Source organism: Paraburkholderia sp. SEWSISQ10-3 4, from assembly GCF_030464785.1.
Classification (GTDB): Bacteria; Pseudomonadota; Gammaproteobacteria; order Burkholderiales; family Burkholderiaceae; genus Paraburkholderia; species Paraburkholderia aspalathi.
Window position 1 is genome coordinate 191,784 of record NZ_JALPRI010000001.1, and the last position, 16,771, is coordinate 208,554.

Annotated in this window: 13 protein-coding genes; 6 read left to right on the forward strand and 7 right to left on the reverse strand. The window is 58.0% G+C overall.

Annotated elements, in window-relative coordinates:
* Positions 1-113: 113 nt before the first annotated feature.
* Positions 114-2,108: an SUMF1/EgtB/PvdO family nonheme iron enzyme gene (locus M0D68_RS00870; protein WP_266223534.1), complete on the forward strand. Its 1,995-nt coding sequence runs from the start codon at positions 114-116 to the stop codon at positions 2,106-2,108.
* 27 nt (positions 2,109-2,135) lie between these two features.
* Here M0D68_RS00870 and M0D68_RS00875 read toward each other — a convergent pair whose 3' ends face one another.
* Positions 2,136-4,343 carry a serine/threonine protein kinase gene (locus M0D68_RS00875; protein WP_266223535.1) on the reverse strand — a complete coding sequence of 736 codons (2,208 nt, stop codon included), beginning with the start codon at positions 4,341-4,343 and terminating at the stop codon, positions 2,136-2,138.
* Between the two features lie 415 nt (positions 4,344-4,758).
* On the opposite strand from M0D68_RS00875, the gene M0D68_RS00880 reads away from it, so the two are divergent.
* The 5 genes from M0D68_RS00880 to M0D68_RS00900 all read left to right on the forward strand — a co-directional run bounded on the left by M0D68_RS00880 (position 4,759) and on the right by M0D68_RS00900 (position 8,259).
* Positions 4,759-5,046, forward strand: coding sequence for a hypothetical protein (locus tag M0D68_RS00880; protein ID WP_266223536.1), 288 nt, complete (start codon positions 4,759-4,761; stop codon positions 5,044-5,046).
* An 88-nt stretch (positions 5,047-5,134) separates the two neighbouring features.
* Entirely contained in the window at positions 5,135-5,419 is a 285-nt protein-coding gene (locus tag M0D68_RS00885) for a hypothetical protein (RefSeq protein ID WP_093637715.1), read from the forward strand.
* Between the two features lie 183 nt (positions 5,420-5,602).
* Positions 5,603-5,830, forward strand: a complete 228-nt coding sequence (locus M0D68_RS00890) for a hypothetical protein (RefSeq protein WP_211700277.1) — start codon at positions 5,603-5,605, stop codon at positions 5,828-5,830.
* Positions 5,831-6,317: 487 nt separating this feature from the next.
* On the forward strand, positions 6,318-6,602 hold the full coding sequence (locus M0D68_RS00895; protein WP_211700276.1) for a DUF3303 domain-containing protein: 285 nt from the start codon (positions 6,318-6,320) through the stop codon (positions 6,600-6,602).
* Positions 6,603-6,621: 19 nt separating this feature from the next.
* The gene (locus M0D68_RS00900; RefSeq protein WP_266223537.1) at positions 6,622-8,259 is read left to right on the forward strand and encodes an MFS transporter; all 1,638 of its coding nucleotides are present in this window, start codon (positions 6,622-6,624) and stop codon (positions 8,257-8,259) included.
* Positions 8,260-9,011: 752 nt separating this feature from the next.
* On the opposite strand, the gene M0D68_RS00905 is transcribed toward M0D68_RS00900, so the two are convergent.
* The 6 genes from M0D68_RS00905 to M0D68_RS00930 all read right to left on the reverse strand — a co-directional run bounded on the left by M0D68_RS00905 (position 9,012) and on the right by M0D68_RS00930 (position 16,413).
* Complete coding sequence (locus M0D68_RS00905) at positions 9,012-9,827, reverse strand: galactosyl transferase (RefSeq protein ID WP_211700274.1); 816 nt, start codon at positions 9,825-9,827, stop codon at positions 9,012-9,014.
* Between the two features lie 54 nt (positions 9,828-9,881).
* Positions 9,882-11,399, reverse strand: a complete 1,518-nt coding sequence (locus tag M0D68_RS00910; RefSeq protein ID WP_266223538.1) for a lipopolysaccharide biosynthesis protein — start codon at positions 11,397-11,399, stop codon at positions 9,882-9,884.
* 97 nt (positions 11,400-11,496) lie between these two features.
* The gene (locus M0D68_RS00915) at positions 11,497-12,378 is read right to left on the reverse strand and encodes a polysaccharide pyruvyl transferase family protein (protein ID WP_211700272.1); all 882 of its coding nucleotides are present in this window, start codon (positions 12,376-12,378) and stop codon (positions 11,497-11,499) included.
* A gap of 1 nt (position 12,379) precedes the next feature.
* Entirely contained in the window at positions 12,380-13,279 is a 900-nt protein-coding gene (locus M0D68_RS00920) for a glycosyltransferase family 2 protein (protein WP_266223539.1), read from the reverse strand.
* Positions 13,280-13,349: 70 nt separating this feature from the next.
* Positions 13,350-14,120, reverse strand: a complete 771-nt coding sequence (locus M0D68_RS00925; protein WP_308187544.1) for a carboxypeptidase regulatory-like domain-containing protein — start codon at positions 14,118-14,120, stop codon at positions 13,350-13,352.
* Positions 14,098-16,413, reverse strand: coding sequence for a YjbH domain-containing protein (locus M0D68_RS00930; protein WP_266223540.1), 2,316 nt, complete (start codon positions 16,411-16,413; stop codon positions 14,098-14,100). Before M0D68_RS00930 ends, M0D68_RS00925 begins: the two co-directional genes overlap by 23 nt.
* Between the last annotated feature and the right edge of the window lie 358 nt (positions 16,414-16,771).

Sequence of the window (16,771 nt, forward strand, 5' to 3'; positions counted from 1 at the left end):
CGATGGAGAGTCGATCACGGCATCGATGCTGCGATCTATTCGCGCCAAAGCCTGATGCGGGCGTCGCGGTCATCGGAACTCTATGTTCTGTCCGGAACAAACAGGATACGAATATGTGGCGAACATTCCTGCTGGTGTGCATGGTCGGGGCGACTCAGGCGTACGGGAGCAGTGTTTATGCCGCGGCGCAGCGTGACGGCACAGAGCACGACGCTGCCGCTATGCGTACGGCGACTACATCCAGCGCGCCGCTCACACCGCAACAGAACAATCCGCAAGCGGCACGTATCGCCTTGGTGATCGGCAACGGCGCGTACGGCGATCATGCAGACCCGCTTCGTGGCAATGCGCCGCGCGACGCTGAAGCCATGCGCGACACGCTGCGTGCGCACGGCTTCGACGTAATCGTACGCATCGATGCGACGCCGCAGCAAATGCAGCAAGCCATAGGCGAATTCCGCCAACGTCTGCATGATGGCGGAATTGGACTGTTCTATTTCGCGGGCCACGGCATGCAAATCGGACGGCAGACGCTGCTCGTGCCCGCCGGTCTCGACGCGCGCGCGCCGGCACGACTGGTTAGCGAAGGCGTCGATTTGAATACCGTATTGCAGGCTATGCGCGCACCGCGTTCCGACGCGCTCAATTTCGTGATTCTCGATACTTGCCTGAACAACCCGTTCTCCTCCGACGCGTCGGTCGATACAGCCTCGTTGCCCGTCAATACTCTGGTTGCCTACGCAACAACACCGGGCGGCTTTGCAGCAGACGGCATGCGGCACGGCGTCTATACGGGCGCATTGCTGCGCGAGTTAAACGAGGCTTCTTCGTCACAAGAACCTGCGGGCTTGTTTCAACGTATCGCGGCGAGAGTCAGCGAGGCTACCAGCGGCGAACAAACACCGTGGATCGCCTCTTCGCTTGCCAACAACGCGAGCGCTGCACTAGCGGCGATATCTCGCGGCACTAGTGCAGCGCCCCTCTCCACTGCCAGCGACGACGCCATTGTCGCACTGCACAGTAGAGGCATTCTGCCGAAGGACAGCAGCGAGCAGTACGAGATCACCTTCTGGAACTCCATCAAGGACAGTAACTACCCGAGCGATTACGAGGCCTATTTGAAGGCCTATCCGAACGGCCGCTTCGCTGCGCTCGCCCACGCGCGTATCGACCGGCTACGCGCTGCTGGAGCGGCGAGCGCGCCGTCTGCTGCAGCGCCGGCTGCACCATCGCCACAAGCCGCGCGGCCTGCCGCACCGGCCAGCGCCGCGCCGCAAGACCACCCGCACGCCGCCACGCCGACGCCAACTACGCCACCTGCAACGACCTCCCCACCCGCGGCACCTGCCGCGCAAGCAGCGGCACAAAAGCCCGCGACGCATCCGCCAAGCGCCGGCGAAAGCCGTGACTGCGCCACCTGCCCGATCATGATCGCCTTGCCTGCGGGCTCGTTTTCGATGGGCAGCAGCACCGACGACCCCTCCGAAAAACCCGTCCATCACGTGACCATCGGCGCGCCGTTCGCGATCGGCAAATACGAAGTGACCGTCGAGCAATGGAATGCGTGCGTCGCAGCAAACGCCTGTCAGAAGCTGACGCCCGAGAGCAATACAAACAAAGCTGCGCCGGCACGCGATCTCAGTTGGGAGGACGCACAACAGTACGTGAAGTGGTTGAGCAAAACGACCGGCAAACCGTACCGCTTGCCCTCGGAGGCCGAATGGGAATACGCGGACCGCGGCGGCACCACGACGGCGTACTGGTGGGGTGATCAGATGCGCAAGGGCAACGCCAATTGCAAGGACTGCGGCGATCCGTGGCATAAGGAAGGACCCGAAGCCGCTGGTTCGTTCGCGCCGAATCCGGTGGGCCTGTATGACATGAACGGCAGCGTTTGGGAGTGGGTCGCCGATTGCTGGCACAACTCCTACCAGGGTGCGCCCGCCGACGGCCATGCATGGGACAGCCCCACCTGCGACATGCGGGTGATTCGCGGCGGTTCGTGGCGTGAAGGCGGGGGCTACATGCTGAGCGCGACACGCTTCAAATACAGCGCGAGTGTGCGCCAGTCGCAGGATGGTTTCAGGGTGGTGAAGGATCTTAAGTAAAGCTTGTGGGCGATCCTAACGCATTACCTAAGGCGTACGCGGCTTCGTCGTGATCGGCGCGAAGTCCGCGACGATATGATCCTGACCGTACTTGCCGGCGATCTGCGCGAGTCGCGTCTCCAGGGCGCGCAGATAATCCGCACGTGATTCGCTTTCTGGCCGCGGCTTGTCGAATAGCTGCGTCGGCGTAATCAACAGCACCACCATCTCCGATCCAAACGGCTTCGAAATGATCCAGTCACCCGCGCTGCCGATCGTGGCTGCATAGTGCGGGGGCGCCTGATTGTCCTTCGCACGCGGACTCGGCACCATGTGCACGACGCTACCGTCGAGCTGGTAGTAATCGAGGTTCACGTACGAATCGTAAGCGGGCGTAGTGACGTCCACCACCAGCGGATCGCCTTCGCTCAACAGGCCACCGGGCGGCCGCACATGCAGCGACGCAACGTGGCCCGCTTGCCAGTTGCGGGTCCAGTAGGGTGCGAGCGCTTTGATGGTGTCGCATTTGTCGTCGGCGATTGGCTCGACCTGGAGCGCGAGCGTATCGACGCCCGGCAACGCTGTCAGCGTGTCCTTCAGATGCGCTGCGCCGTAGTGTTGCGAGACGTAGCCGCGCACCGTCAACGAATGGTCTTGTGTCGATGCAGACAGCGCCGAGCACGGCACTTGCGCCAAAACCGGTGTGACGGCCGCTAAGGTCAAAGCGGGTTTGGGCGCGGGCGGCGCAGGAGGCTGCACTGGCGGTGGTGCCGCAGACGCAGCGGCCGTCGGCGCTGTGGTTATCACGGCAGATGAGCCGGCAGATGAGCCCGCGGCCGACTTTGCGGTGCCTCCGGCGACTGATCCGGCAGTTGCGGATGACTCAGACGCATTCGTCGCCGCCGAAGCCGTTTGATCCGCAGACGCCTCCGAAACCGCCGCGGCCGGCTGCTGGTCATCGTGACGATCCGGCGCCGAGCGGAAAGCAAACACACCGACAGCCGCGGCACACACCACCGCGAAACCCGCGAATCCCGCCTTGACCAACGTCCCTGACTTCTCCGCGCGCGCTTCGTTATCGAACTCCGCAATGAAGCGCACGACACTCGGCATGCGCGTGTTTCTATCGAACGACAGCGCGGCCCGCAACGCGCGCCACTGCTTCGCATCGAGATTGGGCGGACGCTGCGGCTTGAAGTCCGAATTGCGAGCCTGCGTCGCCGACAATCGGTCGAACGGATGGTGGCCCGTCAACAGTTCGTAGGTGATGCAGCCGAGCGCGTAGATGTCGTCGCGTGGGTCTGGCTCGCGATGCTCGATCATCTCCGGACTCGCATACGCGGGCGTCAACGCACCGAGACTGCCGGGATCGAAGACGGTTGCGTCGCTCTCCTCCTCCGGCCGCTGGAACACGCGGGCAATGCCGAAGTCGATGACCTTCACTTCGGCATTCGTCGTGAGAAAGACGTTGGCGGGTTTGAAATCGCAATGGACGAAGCCGTGCTCATGCGCATAGGCGAGCGCATTGCACATGCCGCGCACAATCGGCAGCGCGGCGCGAACCGGCATGCCCTTATAGCCCGGCGTGCGCAATAGTTGGCTCAGCGGCTTGCCGGTCAGGTACTCCATCGTCAGGTAGACGATCGGTCCGTCCCGGTCGAAGTCGTACACCGTGATGATGTTGCGGTGCGCGAGCACCTGCGCCTTGCGCGCCTCACGTTGCAGCGCGACGAGCGAATTCGGATTGCCGCGGAACTGAACGTTGAGCACCTTGATCGCGAGATACGGTTTGCGATCCGACGCCTCGAGCTTGCGCAAATCGAGCGCCTTATACACTGTGCCCATCCCACCGACGCCCAGACATTCCTCGAGGACGAAGCGGTTATTCAGCGTGTCGCCGGTACCCTTGATCTGATCATGTCCCGGCGCACCAGCTGCGCTCGGTGCGCCTGTCGAGCTTGCGGCGTTGGCCGCACTGGCAGAGCGTACAGACGGTATCTCGACGGTGGTCCGCATGCCAGTTTCGTCGCCGCCCGCCGCCACGTTCGAGACGCGCAGCTGTTCGATGCGCCGCCGCACTTCGGCGTAGAGATCCTCGGGGAGAGCGGCTTTGCGATGCGCTGCGCCGAGCATTTCCAGCAGCTGCGTGCGATCGAGTCCATCGGTCGTCAACGTGCTGTCGAGCTGAGCCACGAACTCGTCGCGTGACAGCTCGCCGCTCTGATAGTCGCGAATCACATGCGCAAGGCTAGCCATTTGTGCGAAGCGCCCCCGCTGCCGTTGGGCCGGATCGCATGCGACCGGAGCCTTTCGGGCTGATAGAAAACCTGTCGTAATCAGTTACATGTGCCGCTTCGATACTAGCTCCCGACCCGGTCTTTCGCAAACCAGGATTGCCCCGCTGCGTGCGCAGCCGGCGAGTGTCTTGCGACATCCAACAGAATCCGCTGCGTTGTTGGGTACGCGCCATCAGCCGCGAGTCGTCCTCTAGCGAGCTGGTTGCCGCTTGGATGCGGCGACATGACGTGAAAGCCTTGTGCATCAGGCGTTCGTCAACTTTCTTAGGAGAGGGGAGTAAAACTGGCACAGCCCATGCGTTAGTGACACTCGAGCAGACAAGATGCTCGAACCCAACCGCAACACTGTGATGTTCCCTTCCAGGAGATTTACCATGAACACGCTGATGATCAAAGACCTGTCCGTCACCGAACAACTCGACAGCAAGGCCATGCGCGCCGTACGTGGTGGCCTCGGCTTCGGCTTTGGCTACCCCAGCACGTCGTACACCAACATCAGCCCGGTCTTCGCGCCGAACAACAGCAAGCAGGTTAGCGCTACGCAGTTGATCAGCAACGAAATGAACATCCAGAACGCCAACGGCAACAACGTCGCGTTCGCTGCCGGCCTCACTTCGTCGATCAACCCCTGCGTCACGTCGAGCAACAACATCCACGTCTGACGCCTGATTCGGCGAAGCGGAGAGGCCCTCGGCAATTTCCGCTTCGCTCCGATCACGCCCGTCTTCCGCGCACCTTTGGAGAATCACCATGTCATCCCTCATGATTCGCGATCTATCCCGCACCCGCGAGCTCGACCGCCGGGCAATGTCGGCGGTGGCCGGCGGCACCGGCAGCAGCGTGCCCGGCCTGCCCTCGATTGCCGGCCTTAGCGGCATCGCCAATGTCAACGTCTCGGTGAACCAGAATCTCAGCCAGATTCAAACCGTCAATGTTGCCGCTCTCAACAACATCGGCGTGATCGGCGCCGGTTTCGTGCCGTTGCATCTGAATGTCAGCCCGTCGCTGTGGGCCGCCAATTACGCCAACGTTTAACGGCATGCAGTAGCGAAGGACCGGGGGCTTCCCTACTGCTGCCTGCTCATATCGGGCAGGCGAGCTGCAAGCAGATTTCCTATACTGATAGTGCGACGAGACCTCAGCACACTTAAAGACAGTCCCGAGCGACGGCTGGCCAATCGCACCAGCCGCCAGCTCGATCGCTTCCCTGGAGCCACCATGGCAAAGCTCGCTATCAAAGACCTGACTGACAGCGTCGAACTCGACCGCCAGGCGATGGCCGCCATTGTTGGCGGCGCACGCATTGGTGCACGTGCGAGCATCGCCGTGCAGGTGGTGCCTAGATCCACACGCGTCGTCGACTATCCGCCGGGTTTTCCCGCAGCGCACCAGGCCATTGTCGATGTGTCCGCTGGTGCGATACCGCGCAATTTGTCGCGTAGCTAGGCCTCCAATCAGACACTCGCAGCAACGGCACGCGCCTGACGCGCGTGCCGTTTGCGTTTGATGCATCGGCGTTCGTTCGGCGCGCCACTCGCACGTGTGCCGGTGCTGCCAGCACACTGCATGGCCCGCTTCGAAACAGATCGATACCGACATCTTCGCCAGCCGCATTAAAAGGTCCTTCTTATAGGACGCACGAGAGGTCCGCAATTGGAAACGAGCGTGACTGCCAAGCTATTCCTGCGACGGATGAATTTGTTCGATTAACCTGGTGAATGTCCGCACGCGGCGACGTTAGCGATCGTGCACTCACCTATGATGCTTAGGATGCCACGTGGTTTTATGCCGTTCGCCAATAGCAAGCGCTATCCGGACAGCATCCTGGCTCAGAAGCGTTGGGGGCGCGAGGCATGCGAAAGCGTCGCACAGCGCGAACGGCGATCACGACCTGCCACGAGCCGGCATCGCCAAACCATATTGGAGACACGCAATGAAATTCATCGTGCAATGGAATGGCCTGCCGACCGCGGAAAACTCCGTCATCGAGCGCTTCATGAAAACCGGCGGCCGGGCGCCTGAAGGTGTCAAATTGCTGGGACGCTGGCATGCGATCGGCGGATTGCATGGCTTTGCAGTCGTCGAGGCGGACGATTCGCGCGGACTGTCGGCGCTGGCGCTCGAATGGGGCGATTTGCTGACCATGAGCATCTTCCCCGCAGCGACGGACGAGGACCTCGGCGCGGCATTGGGTGCGCATCAGGCCACGCGAAAATAAGTGCGCAAGCAAGACCGTCATGACGCCCGACCTCGACACGCCCCTACCCACCGGACAACTGCTGCCGTTTCGCGAGTCGCTGCTGGCGATGCTTGGCGTTGCATTCGTCTCGATGCTGGTGGCGCTCGATCAAACCATTGTCGGCACGGCGCTGCCGCGCATCGTCGCCGATCTGAAGGGCTTCGATCTGTACGCATGGGTCGCGACTGCGTACATGCTGGCTTCAGTGATCACCATTCCGATCTTTGGGCGGCTAGGTGATCTGTTCGGCCGCAAGCCGTTTCTGGTCGCCGCGATTCTGTTGTTCACCGGCGCGTCGGTATTGTGCGGGTTCGCTACCAGCATGCTGTTGCTGGTGATTTCGCGCGGTTTGCAGGGGATAGGCGGCGGCATTCTGATCGGCACGGTGTTCGCCACCGTTGCCGATCTGTTCCCCAATCCGAAACTACGGCTGCGCTGGCTAGTGTTCGTCACCTCTGCCTTCGGGGTTGCGAATATGGTCGGGCCGACGCTTGGAGGCATGCTCACACAATACGGCGGCTGGCGGCTAGTGTTTTTCGTTAACGTGCCGGTTGGCCTCGTGTCGCTGCTGTTCGTGCTGCGGTTTTTGCCACCCCTACGTCATCTGCGACACAAAGGCCCCGTGCGACTCGACTGGCTCGGCGCGTTCGTGGTCGCAGTCACGTTCGGTTCATTGCAATTGCTGATCGAACTGTTTCCAAGGTACGGCGTCGACACGATAACGATCGTGCTGGCCGTTGTTGCTGTGAGTTTTGCAATGACGCTGTGGCTATGGGAGCGGAGGATGAAGTATCCGATCATTCCGGTGGATATGCTGATGGACCGTAAGCTGTCGGCGCTCTTCGCGATGTCGGTGCTTGGCGGTTTCGCCCTGTTCTCGCTGGTGTTTTATGTGCCACTGCTGTTTCAGGGCGGCTATGCGATGTCCGCACACGACTCCGGCATGCTGATCACGCCGCTGCTGCTCGGCACGACGGTCGGCAGCGTGGTGAACAATCGTATCGTCACACGGATCCGTCGCGCGAACGGCATTATGTATGTCGGTTTCGCGCTGTCCGCGTTGGCATGTCTGGGCGTAATCGTACTCAGAGGTACCGAGCCGCATCTGGTGTGGATGTCGTGCATGGGCATCAGCGGTCTCGGGCTCGGTCTGGTGGCGACCAGTTTGACAGTCTGTTCGCAGCAGATTGTCGCGCGTGACCAACTCGGCGCGGCAACGGCGTTGCTGCAATCGTTGCGTACTTTCGGTGGGATGCTGGGCACGGTGATGACCGGTGCGTTGCTTGGGCATCTCTATACGCAGGGGGTGCATCGCTCGCTTGCTTCGTATCAGGCGACGCAGTGGTTCAAATCGTTTGCGAGTCCCGAACTGCTGGTGGATCGCGCGGAGCAGGCGGCGTTGATCAATCGTCTGGTGAGCGCCGGGCATGCGGGCGATGCGATGATGAATTCTGCGCGGGATGCGCTCGTGCAGTCGATTCATATCGGCATCCTGGTGGCGGGCGCGGCGGCGTTGATTGGGTTGTGTCTTGCGTGGTTTGTGCCGCCGGTGAGGATTAGCTATTCGGAGGCGGAGTTGGTGGTGGGTGGGCCGGCGCAAGCGGATACGATTCCGCCGCGCGGGAATGCGCTTTAGGTTGTGGTGGAGTTGGGCTCTGTGTCTGATTTCAGCAGCTTGCCTGCTTCTTGAGGTTTGGAGGCACTAACTTTTGCCGTTTGACTGTGTCACGCCGAAGCGAAACCGCGAGTAAAAGCCTCCATATTTGAGGCACGGCATGTACCTCTTGAAATTCATCCGTAATCGAAATAGCCCTCAAATCAAGGGACATTCGACGCATTTCTCGAACGAATGATCGTAGGAGAGCTTGACCGAACGATTGCGATTTCTTAACATGGACGTCGCCGCTTGCACACTTAAGACCAACTCGTTTCCGACCAGGCGCGCGCATAGAACAAGGCCAAAACTAAACAACGAGGTCTTCCGGGGTTCTTGCATGACAATGGATGAAGACATCGCGCACGTAGCGCGAGTGATGGCGCCGTCGTTGCGCGCCTTTCGTGGTGAACCTGTGCTGCCACCAGCCTATTGGCGAAAACGACTACAACGCATACAGGATGAATTCCCTCTGACCGAGTTGCAAACGTTTCAGATTGAACGGTTGCTGGGGGAGTTGGATCGGTTTGAGGCGGAGCGGAGGGCTTAATTAGTCGGCCAATGGTTTTCGCGCAACTGCGCCGATAGGGTCGACGCAACAAGTTAGTGTAGTGTACGCAATACTTGTATTCAGGAGCGCGCGTTCTCGCGAGATAATTCCAATCGAAGCGAGAACAACGCACCATACTTGAAGCGCTACAACTACCCTTCCAATCAATGCACATTCCCCATGCCTAGCTCGCGCTCGACTGTCTTCCAAAGAACTCCTGACGCAGTTCTTTGGAAAGACAACGGAAGCGCTTTAATTCGGAAAGAAACCTACCCGGGCGCAGCAATAAACTCCGTCTAAACAAAACTCTCCATAGTGGCGGCGATTTGCTGTGTGCGCCGCTATGTCCCACGCGATATACGGCACCTCGAAATGGTAGCTTCTCCAAGGGCACACCGCGGTCGGCCAAGATCGCACCGATGCGCACATGACTCCCCAGCATCGACTTGACATAGTCGTCGCCAGCATCTGAAAACTGCTCAGGAAGGCCGTAATGAGTTGCCCTGATAATGAGCGACGTACCGCAATAATTGGAAAAATCGTCATGTTGAAGCATCAGCTTTCCACCCTCACTCCAAAGATACCCGCGATCAATTTTCCAGCCATTCGCCTGCGAATGCCTGGAAACATGCTCGACAATTTTTGAGCTGACGAAATCATCGTCATCGACGATCATAAAAAAACGGGCTTCCCGCGCAGCGAGCATACCTTTGAGAACGCGACGACCTTTGTCGAGTCGAAACGACTCATACACCGCTTCGCTATCCGCGTTATCGATGTCATGAAGCTGATTAGGAGCAAAGCTGACGCGTTCGACCGAAAACCGCGGCGGAAGCTCAGGCAGGTCAGCACCCTCATTGGCAACAATCACCCCGCGCCAATTGTCGTTCGACTGGGCGGCGATCGAAGCAACGGTTTGAGAAAGCCGCGTTTTCAGTGCACCCCAATCATTAGCATTGGCCTGATGCCGTACGGGAATAACGAATGTGACAAGTGCCATATGGATTCCTGCATGACATTGGAAACGTTGCCGTCTGTGTGACATGACGGCTATCTAGGTAGCTCGCGGCTCGCGGCGCTTCAAAATAGTTCGCACAAAAAATAGAACTTGATTTCTGCATAACGCGACAATCAGACCACTGTAGATAATCGCCCCCACCGCAATTTCCGCAACAAGGCGCCAGACCGGCGACCAATCGCGTAACATCGCGGAAGATGCGAGGACCGCCGCGAGCAGTCCCAGGTAAGCCAGTCCAGGGCGCAGAAAGTGACGCAGGTAATTCAGAACACTTAGCGCAATCAGCCGCGACACCATCCACAAGGTAACCGGCCACAAAATCAGTACCTGTACCATCAACGCAAATGCGATCATCGCAACACCGCGCTTGTATAGCAGGAATATTGTCGCAATGGTCACGACATTCCGGAAAAGCTGATAGCAAAACCACCAGTCGGATTTTCCCTGACTTGTAATAAGTGACGCCTGGATTACGCCGATACCGCTCATCAGGCCGATGACACAGAAAAATCGCACCGGCCAGACAGCGGATACCCAATGCGATCCGAAAATCAATGGTATGGCGTCGTTGGCCACCGCGGCCAGCCCCATGAAGGCGGGGAAGGAGACGAGTGAGCAACCGAAAGTCGCCATCAAAAACGCGTCTCGAACCTTCTCCTGATCGTGCTGTAGAGACGAAAGAAGCACATGCGTGACCGATGTGAACCCGCCCGCAACGATATCGCTAATCATCTGGAAAAGACGCCGGGCGAAATTGTAGATACCGAGCCCGGTCGGGCTTATCAACGTTCCGATGATCAATTGGTCCAGATTCATCGTTTGAAGAAAACGGTTTCCGGACGCGTAAATTCCATAATGAGAGAGTTCCCGCAGACTACTGACCTTGATCCTGAAACCCGGGAGCCATTTCGCTCCCCAAAAAGCTGCTACACACGCAGCGGCAGACCCCGCTATCTGCGCGATCGCTAGTGCCCATAGTCCGAACCCAGCTACGACTAAAGATAGGCAAACGATGGACGAGAAGAATGTCGCGATCGCCACACGGACAGCGGCTAAATGAAAAGACATCGTTCGGCCGATCAGTGCGTTGGGTACGACGGCCATCATGTCGAAGAAAATTTTCAACGCAACGATCAGAAGGATGTTGACCAGCGACTCCTGGCCCACCGTCCGTGCGATCATCGAGGATACGAAGAACAATATTCCATAAAGAACAACTGAAGATAAGAACGTGAGCCAGAAGACCGAATCGACATGGCTTTGCCGGATTGTTTTCTGCTGAATCAGCGCTTCGCCAAAGGCCGTAGGTCCAACTCCGGCAGCGAAACTCACGATGCTGAAAGCTAGTGCCACGATGCCGAAATCGCGCGGCAGCAAATAGCGGGACGTGACGATAAAGACCAGCCCGTTGAGAACGGTCGGTATTAGCGTAGTGAGTGCCGACCAGAACGCACCATGGATTGCCGCTGTGGATCGACTCGCACCAAGATATTCAAACACGATCTCGTCCGGCCTCGAAGGCAATCCGCGGTCTGATAACAAAAAAATCTTCACGTGCAGGTCCAGTCAAGCGATGCGTGAGTTATGAATTGCCGCATCAACGATAAGATTCTCAATTTCGCCACTTTCAGATGCAAGGCATCTGCGAGTCCTATCGGGCGAAATCCAATCGGATTTTCCCCGCATCATCCTCGAGACGGTTCAATACTCGTTGCATCGAAGTATCTGAACTCAGCGACGGCTCAAGCATCGAAAGACGCCGTAGCGAAAGCGCCGCCGCTGCGGTGAACGCAGTATCGGCACTGTTCATGCCGAACTTCATAAAACCCTTTATTTTTCGCAGTCTCTGCGGATCGCGCCCAGTGCATGCTAGCCACGCTTCCCCTAGCGAAGACGGCAGTCCGATACGATGTACCAGATTAATGTCGAGCGATTCGGCCCAATCCGACCATTTCATGACATGCCGTTTGTCAAATGGCAGCATGGGTATCCAAGGCACTCTTAATGCATCCGCGACGATTGCTCCATGCATGGCTTCCGATATCAAGAGCCGGCTTGCCTGAATCTCATCAAGCACCTGACTTACCGGCTGCCGCGGATCGATGAAATGTATCCCCGCCAAGCGGCAGGCCGTTTCCCAATGGCCCCTGAAAATGCTTTGAAAATGCGGCATGAACGACACTGCAATCGGCGTTTCGACCGGCCGGGGACGATGGCGGTTGATCAGAATAGCTCCGTCGCCCGCCACATACTCAGGACCAAGACCGCAGGCGGCGGCGGTTCTGGGGCCGCGAACGCCGTAGACCTTCCAGTTATCGTCGATATTGGGTACAGACGTATAGCCACCGAAACCGGAGCCAAAAACTACTTTTCTTTTCTTTTTAGGATGGTAGTCAAACAGGATCGAACCAATCCCAAGAAAAATGACATCATCATCGTCGTCAAAGAAGTTATCAAAAACTTTCGGCAGCAGCCATTCATTCAGTTCATCGCCGAAATTGGGAGCCTCACCGCGATAGAAGTACATTTTCATACTAACTCTTTGGCGCGGAAATAAAAAGGAATGCGAAAAAGCCTCTCAAGAAGGAGGCAACCCTCAGGGGATTCTTCCCAATGACCAAAAACTCGCGAATGAAGCGACTGGTGACTAACGCGCCACGCTCGCCGAAAATATGTTTCGCGTACACTGCTCCGCCGCCATAGTCGTAAAAAAGGAGACGCCGGCGTGTTTCGCCTTTTCCACGCCGATGATCGTGTGCGACCACCGGGCCAGGAAAATAGCCGCCCTTCCAGCCTCTGAATCCCGCCCTCAAGGCCAAATCCCATTCCTCGCCAGCGAACGCAGTGCCTGAGCCGAATCTCCGGTCGAAGGGACCCGCGGCAGTCAGACATTCGCGCCGAAATGCCATATTCGAACCTTGAATGAATCCACGCGGCACGTAGTTCGATCCAAGTAGTTTCTGATATTGGTATTCGACGCAACCAAGATCAGACTGATGCTCTGTGTAGCGCAATATTCGCCCGGATCCGAATCCCACGCCGCTAGATCTGAAAACTTTTATCCATTCGTAGACGAAGCGCTTATCGACATAGCAATCGTCATCGATGAAAAGACAGATATCGCCGTCAGCCCTTTCAAGGCCCACGTTTCTTCCCGCAGCATTTCCTGGAATGAAAGTCTGCAAAACCTGACAGTCCCAGCGGCACAACTCTGCAAATTTCGTCATCAACGAATATGAGAATCCGTCAGTCGAACCGTTATCGACCAGAATCACTTGCATATCGTCAGGAGCATCAAGCTCGACAATGTGATTCAAGCAAGTCTCAAGCCGCTCTCCGCCATTTTTGCTGCATAGGATCAGGCTAACTTTCATCTGAAACACCCCGATATGACTTCTTCTTACATGCCGCATGCCGCTGCGCAGATTGTCCAAGGTCCGATCTCGCCCGCGCGTCGTTGGCACGGACCCCGGACAACCTTAACAAACCACCGCTGCTACAGCTTTATTGAGTGGTTGACGCACCAGTTCCTCCCGTAGCGCCCCCTCCTCCTGCACTCCCACCGGAGATCGGCGCCGCAGCGCCCGCCGCGACCGCAGCCGTCACAAGAGACGCTGCAGGTTGACCATTGCTGGTAATCGCGCCCGCCGCTAGCAATGCGTCGAGATCGGAATCCGGCCCGTTCGTCCCGGGTGTAAAGGCGAGTGTCAGGAATGAACCCGACGAAAGCGTGATGCCATAGGTATTCTTAAGAAGCGTCGTCACACCCGCGACCGCGTTGGCAATTACCGTACTGTTGGTCAAGGCGCTCTGAAACGACGCATTAGTCGAAATTCCCGCAAGCAAGGCGCTCTCTGTCGTACCCAATTGCCCGGCAAGATAGCTCAATAGCAGGTCGGTTAGCGGCGTCACATTGAACGTACCTGAGCTTGCAGCAAATGAGTGGATTGTCACCGCACCGCTAGACGCGGTAATTGCACACGGAGGGTCAAATTTAAACGTCGCGGAATATGCTCCGTTTGCACTGGACGTCGCGCTACCCGAACCGTTCTTGCACGTCAGTGAAACACTCGCGTTTGCCAGAGCCGCGCCAACCGCTGTGGTACCTTTAACCGTTGCGCCCGGGGAACTGCCACTATCATCACTTCCACCACATGCAACCAGTGCACTGGCCGCGATAACAATTGAGCCAAACTGCAGCGCACGAAGCACGCCAACGTTAAAAAGCCTCATTTCTTTTCTCCAAAGGAAGTCAATCACAATTGACAGGCACAATCGCCTGTCCGTCGCTCACACCCGGCGATGCGATTCCGCACGCACCATGCGCAAGCCCCGCCCCCGTTGAAACAGAGGGCATGTTCGCTTGCGACTTTGGTTTCGACACGTCGGCATCCGGTCTTGCGTAACGCAGATACGCATCGCGCATGCGATAAAGTTGTGTGGCAAAGTACTCGCCACTAAAGCGCCCTTGGTTCAGCAAATATTGCTGAGTGCTGTACGGAAAGCTCATGTTCTCCGCGGCGGTGGCAGACACGTAATTGGTCGCGCTCACTCGCGTTCGGAAATCAAGTCCGAATGCCCCGGTGCCATCGACCTGAGTAACGCCAGGCTTCATGCCCTGCCGCAACGTGAGTGGGAAACTGACCGCTGCGCCGACAAAAGTGCCCTGGCCACTATGCTCACCATGCACGCTCACGGAAACGTCGTCGAACCAGCGGGTCAAGGTCGCGACGGGCCCTTTGTCGCCACCCACAAAACGCGCAACACCCGCTTCAACCCAGAGTTTCCAGGCCGGCTGAACCCAGCGATACGTCAGCTCCGCGTTTTTTTCGCTGGGTAACGTGTCGTGACCCGGCTCGTGGTGCAGATAAGCAAGGCGCAATCGAATCAGATCGGGGCGCCCAGGTACGAACACCGTCGTTTCGTTTTGAACACCGACAAATGAATAGTCGAACTTGCCGACGGCGGCAACGTTAAGCACCTGTGGCATGATCCAGAAGCTTTGTGCAAGCGCGACAGCATTCAGCCCACCACGGAGTCGATAGTTGCTGAACACGCGACCGTCATCCATGTTCTTTGTGTTGTAGAGTGGCGCGATATAGCTCGCGTAAAATTCAGCACCGCGCCACAGTGGCACAAAGCCTTGAATATTCGCACCCAACGAAACGTCGAAGTTGCCGTATTCAGTCCCGTAGAGATAGCTGACAATCGGCTGAATTTGAATCCGCGTGAGCCCATGGCTATGTTCGTTGCCATGCCACGCGATTGTGTCCGAGTCGTAGGTTGGACGGCTTTGCATCGTCATCGACGCACTGGCGGTTGACGGTGCACCACCGGCAACAAATTGCGCAAAAGCCTGACGGTCGACGCTCACTTCGCCGAGCGGCTCGTTCGCCTTCTTGATCACCACGCGAATCTTGTCGATACCCTGCGGTGCATTCACGCTTGCTATGCCAAGCGCAATACCAAGCGCGTCAGCTTCGTTCTGGTTGTAGCGATGGTTCTCGTATTCGATAACCAGATCGTTTCCGCTATACCCTGCCCGCACACGCTCGAGTCCAGCAGCAAAGAGTTGCGTAGCAATGATGTCGAGCGCCGATGTATCGAGCGCATCGGCAAGCACCGGGGAGGGCCTATCTGGCGCGGCAGGCGACACTTCGCTCAGCATTACCGACGCATAAGTGCGCAGCGGCGGCACATAGACGACCGGTACCCCCGTGAGCGGATTGGCGCCGTTGGCCACCGCCTGGGTATCGATCGCCCGCAAGCTGCCAAGCTGGATCGGTTCGTCATGCCCCGTCCCGTCCGCTTCTTGCGCCAACGGCACCTGAGGTCCATCGCACAAACCCGTCTCGCAGAGCGGTGCACTAAACCGCTTGCCCAAAGGAATTTGAATTCCGACGGAAAAGGATGTACGTGGCGACACGCCATTCGTTGACCGAATCGAGCGCACGAAAGTACCGATCACGTTCGCGTCCGCCAGCCAACTGATTCTCGGAGACTGGTAGCGCACGCCGGCATAAGGGGTCTTCGAATCGTCTTCGGCGAGGAGCGAAAAGCCGGTTTTCCAAAGCGACAGTTGCGCGCCGCCAAACAAGCCGTCCAGGCGATCGCCCTGACCGTAACCGGCCGTCAACGTGAGCGGCCCGAACGCTTCCGACACAACACCATATTTCGACCGGAAGAAGTGCGTCTGGCCGCCGACGTCCGTCACGCCAAACGCAATACTGGGTTGATACTTAAAGAATTTCGGCACTTCGACTTTGATGTCAGCCATGAGGTGACGAAAGATGAAGTGGTCCGCGCCTGAAAACGGCGCGTGGACGTTCCCAGGATAATTGACCAGGCCACCGGCCAACTCAACATACGGCAGAAGTCCGACTGCCCCCCAATACATCTGGCCGGCGGTGGCCTGGCGTCCATACCGCGGGTCAATATAGTTGTTGTATTGAGCTTCAACCGTCCCAGGCGGCAACACGAAACCATAAGGAATGACTAAGCCACCGCTCTGCCCAAGCGAGTTCAGCGCAGGGTCCATGGCGTGAGCAGCGAGCGAGAAAGCCAGCATGGCGCAGAGTGCTATTGCTTTAGGTGCCAATGCTGCCGGTTGAGCGTGCGGTCTTTTGAGCATGGATCGAATCGAAGCGCTTTACTGCGCATTGTTATTAATCGAATTGCAGGCACTGAGGGACCCCGAGTTGATCCTGGATGGGGTTGCCAGTTGCGCTCCCCGACCGCCGACGCCACTCGCATTCACTCCGCCCACGTTTATCTTGCCCACCGCCCCGATATCCGGTGGGTCCTGTCCTTTCCACTAGCCTGCTTGAAGCATTCCCCGGTACAGACGCGTGCAATACACATCGCACTGACGATCGAAAAAAGATGTGCGGGCTATTTCAATTTTCCTGACACTGGCCCGCCGATGC

What these genes read in the sequence shown, in the direction of transcription:
- M0D68_RS00870 (WP_266223534.1), top strand. Translation starts at nt 114, where the DNA reads ATGTGGCGAACATTCCTGCTGGTGTGCATGGTCGGGGCGACTCAGGCG.
- M0D68_RS00875 (WP_266223535.1), bottom strand. Translation starts at nt 4,343, where the DNA reads ATGGCTAGCCTTGCGCATGTGATTCGCGACTATCAGAGCGGCGAGCTG.
- M0D68_RS00880 (WP_266223536.1), top strand. Translation starts at nt 4,759, where the DNA reads ATGAACACGCTGATGATCAAAGACCTGTCCGTCACCGAACAACTCGAC.
- M0D68_RS00885 (WP_093637715.1), top strand. Translation starts at nt 5,135, where the DNA reads ATGTCATCCCTCATGATTCGCGATCTATCCCGCACCCGCGAGCTCGAC.
- M0D68_RS00890 (WP_211700277.1), top strand. Translation starts at nt 5,603, where the DNA reads ATGGCAAAGCTCGCTATCAAAGACCTGACTGACAGCGTCGAACTCGAC.
- M0D68_RS00895 (WP_211700276.1), top strand. Translation starts at nt 6,318, where the DNA reads ATGAAATTCATCGTGCAATGGAATGGCCTGCCGACCGCGGAAAACTCC.
- M0D68_RS00900 (WP_266223537.1), top strand. Translation starts at nt 6,622, where the DNA reads ATGACGCCCGACCTCGACACGCCCCTACCCACCGGACAACTGCTGCCG.
- M0D68_RS00905 (WP_211700274.1), bottom strand. Translation starts at nt 9,827, where the DNA reads ATGGCACTTGTCACATTCGTTATTCCCGTACGGCATCAGGCCAATGCT.
- M0D68_RS00915 (WP_211700272.1), bottom strand. Translation starts at nt 12,378, where the DNA reads ATGAAAATGTACTTCTATCGCGGTGAGGCTCCCAATTTCGGCGATGAA.
- M0D68_RS00930 (WP_266223540.1), bottom strand. Translation starts at nt 16,413, where the DNA reads ATGCTGGCTTTCTCGCTCGCTGCTCACGCCATGGACCCTGCGCTGAAC.